This is a genomic window from Bacillus sp. 05T31 (assembly GCF_056396725.1).
Genome location: NZ_JBFTMA010000663.1, coordinates 1 through 2,519, shown reverse-complemented (window position 1 = coordinate 2,519; position 2,519 = coordinate 1). Strand labels below are relative to the sequence as shown.

General features: G+C 34.2%; 1 protein-coding gene and 1 pseudogene. One reads left to right on the top strand and one right to left on the bottom strand.

From position 1 onward, the window contains the following. Positions 1-1,072, top strand: a 1,072-nt coding sequence (gene brnQ / locus AC1DJR_RS26205; protein WP_477003879.1) for a branched-chain amino acid transport system II carrier protein, incomplete at its 5' end; no start/stop codon positions are given. A gap of 60 nt (positions 1,073-1,132) precedes the next feature. Here brnQ and AC1DJR_RS26200 read toward each other — a convergent pair. Continuing rightward, positions 1,133-2,466: pseudogene (locus tag AC1DJR_RS26200) on the bottom strand (IS3 family transposase). Positions 2,467-2,519 lie beyond the last annotated feature (53 nt).

Sequence of the window (2,519 nt, the reverse complement as noted above, 5' to 3'; positions counted from 1 at the left end):
ATTATTTGCTATTCCRAGAACAGGAAGCGTTTCTTATGARATTGGTATTAARCCTTTCGTGCCAGARGGRTTAAGTTCTACAGCKYTAATTCTTTTYACAATTGTATTCTTTAGCATCACTTGTTTTTTTTCGCTAAATCCTGCGAAAATTGTCGATATTGTAGGAAAAATCTTGACGCCAATTAAATTAACGTTTATTGGAATTTTGGTAGTCTTTGCTTTTATTCATCCAATGGGAGAAATGCAAGCACCTGCAGAGGCTTATACATCACATGCGTTCTTTATAGGATTTCAAGAAGGATACTTAACAATGGATACGTTAGCATCATTCGTATTTGGTATTATCATTATCAATGCTATTAAAGAAAAAGGCGCAAAAACAAAAAAAGAAATTATGATTGTTTGTGCAAAAGCAACATTGATCGCTGCATCTATTTTAGCAATAATTTATTCAGCACTTTCATTTATGGGGGCTTCAAGTGTTGCAAAACTTGGTCACTTAGACAACGGTGGTGCAGTATTAGCAAAAGTTTCAARCTATTATTTYGGTTCATAYGGCGGAGTTATATTAGGTATAATGGTTATAGCAGCATGTTTAACAACTAGCGTTGGACTTGTCTCAGCATGCTCTTCATTTTTCCATAAGCTGTTGCCTGGGGTTCCTTATAAGGTAATCGCGATTATATTATCTGTTTTTAGTGCAGTTATTGCGAATGTAGGATTAACACAGTTAATCGCAATTTCAGTTCCTGTATTAACAGCGATTTATCCATTAGCAATCGTATTGATCTTCCTGACGCTTCTTCATCCTTTATTCAAAGGAAGAGCAGAAGTGTATCAAGGTAGTTTATTAGTAACATTTATCGTGAGTATGTTTGATGGATTAAATGCAGCTGGTGTAAAGGTAGCAGTAGTGAATGATGTTCTTACTAAGCTACTTCCGATGCATGAAGTTGGATTAGGATGGATTTTCCCAGCTGTTATTGGCGGATTGATTGGATACGGCATTAGTGTTGTGAAAATGAAAAATGAAGTTCATCCAGCAGCTAGAGCGAATAAGAAAATAGGTTAAATTTAAAAAAGTTATAGAATTTTAATCTGTACCCTTTGTAAAGGACATTTTGAAAAAAAGTTAGGCAACATCAAGGAGATGATTTCTGTATCCAACAGGAGTCATCTTTTTTAAATTCCATTGATATCTATAGTGATTATAGTACGTCATATATTTCTTAATCTCTTGTTTCAACTCAGTAAAAGACTCGCAAGGTTTTATATGTGCTTCATCTTTCAGATGACCAAAAAATGATTCTTGTGGAGCGTTATCCCAACAGTTTCCTCTTCTTGACATAGATTGTCCGAGCTTTAGCTTTTTGACTAGCTTTTGGTAGGTAGGGCTTGTGTAGTGGGCTCCTTAATCTGAATGAATATATGCACCTTCATTCAATCGAATCCTCTTATTCCGTTTTAGTTTATGAAGAATTGTTGTTACGAGGTCTAATGTCATCTGTTCTGAAACATGGTAAGCTAAAATTTCATTGGTTGAGCCATCTAAAATTGTAGATAAATAAGCTCTTTTATTCTTACCGTAAACTAAATAAGTGATATCTGTAAGAAGCGTTTTTCCTGGGGTGTTTTGTTTAAATTCTCGATTTAATTGATTCGGCACTACTCGATGTTCTTTTGAAGCTTTCAGCATTCTTTTATAAGGATTTGCTTTCCGAATCGGACAGACAATCTCATATTTTTTCATGATTCTACGGATACGCTTTAAATTGTAGACAACTTGAAAATGACCCACCAATGTCATTTTTATTTGACGAGCCCCTTTCTTTCGATTTCTAAATCGAAGTGCTTTTAATATGATTTCTTTCACGATTTCATCTTGATTGTTCTTTTGTTTCCGTTGTTCTTGAGATGAAATGGAAAAATAATTATAGTATCCCGAACGGGATACACCAGCTACTTTACACAAATAACTCACCATATTTCTTAAGTTATATTTTATGATGACAGAACGAATCAGGATATATTTCTGACTAGGTGATAACGTTATTTCTTTCTCATCCTCCTTTCCATAAGTTTGATCTTTTTTAACAATTCATTTTCTGCCTTTAGTAAGTTCCGTTCGGCTTCTAAACGAGCATACTTCTCTTCTAACGTAAGCTCTCTCTCAAGAGTTCTTCCCGCGTTTTCGGTGCGTGTATCTCGCAAACCAAATACACCATTTTTTCTGTAAGCAGCACGCCATCTACTTCCTGATGACATAATTCGTTTCATTCCAATTATATCTATATCAAAACCACATTCTTCAAAAATATTTCGAGGTAGTTTTCCTTTCTCATTTTCCTCAATAAAAATACGCTTAAATTCATCTGTATAAGTGATACCTTTCTGACTTACAGATTTTATGTAGGGGTTATTTGATAGAATTTGAATGTCTCTTTCTGTAAATAGCTTTTTTGTCATTTTGAACTTTCTCCGATCCCAATTTTCTCTCATTATACAAGAAATACCCTATA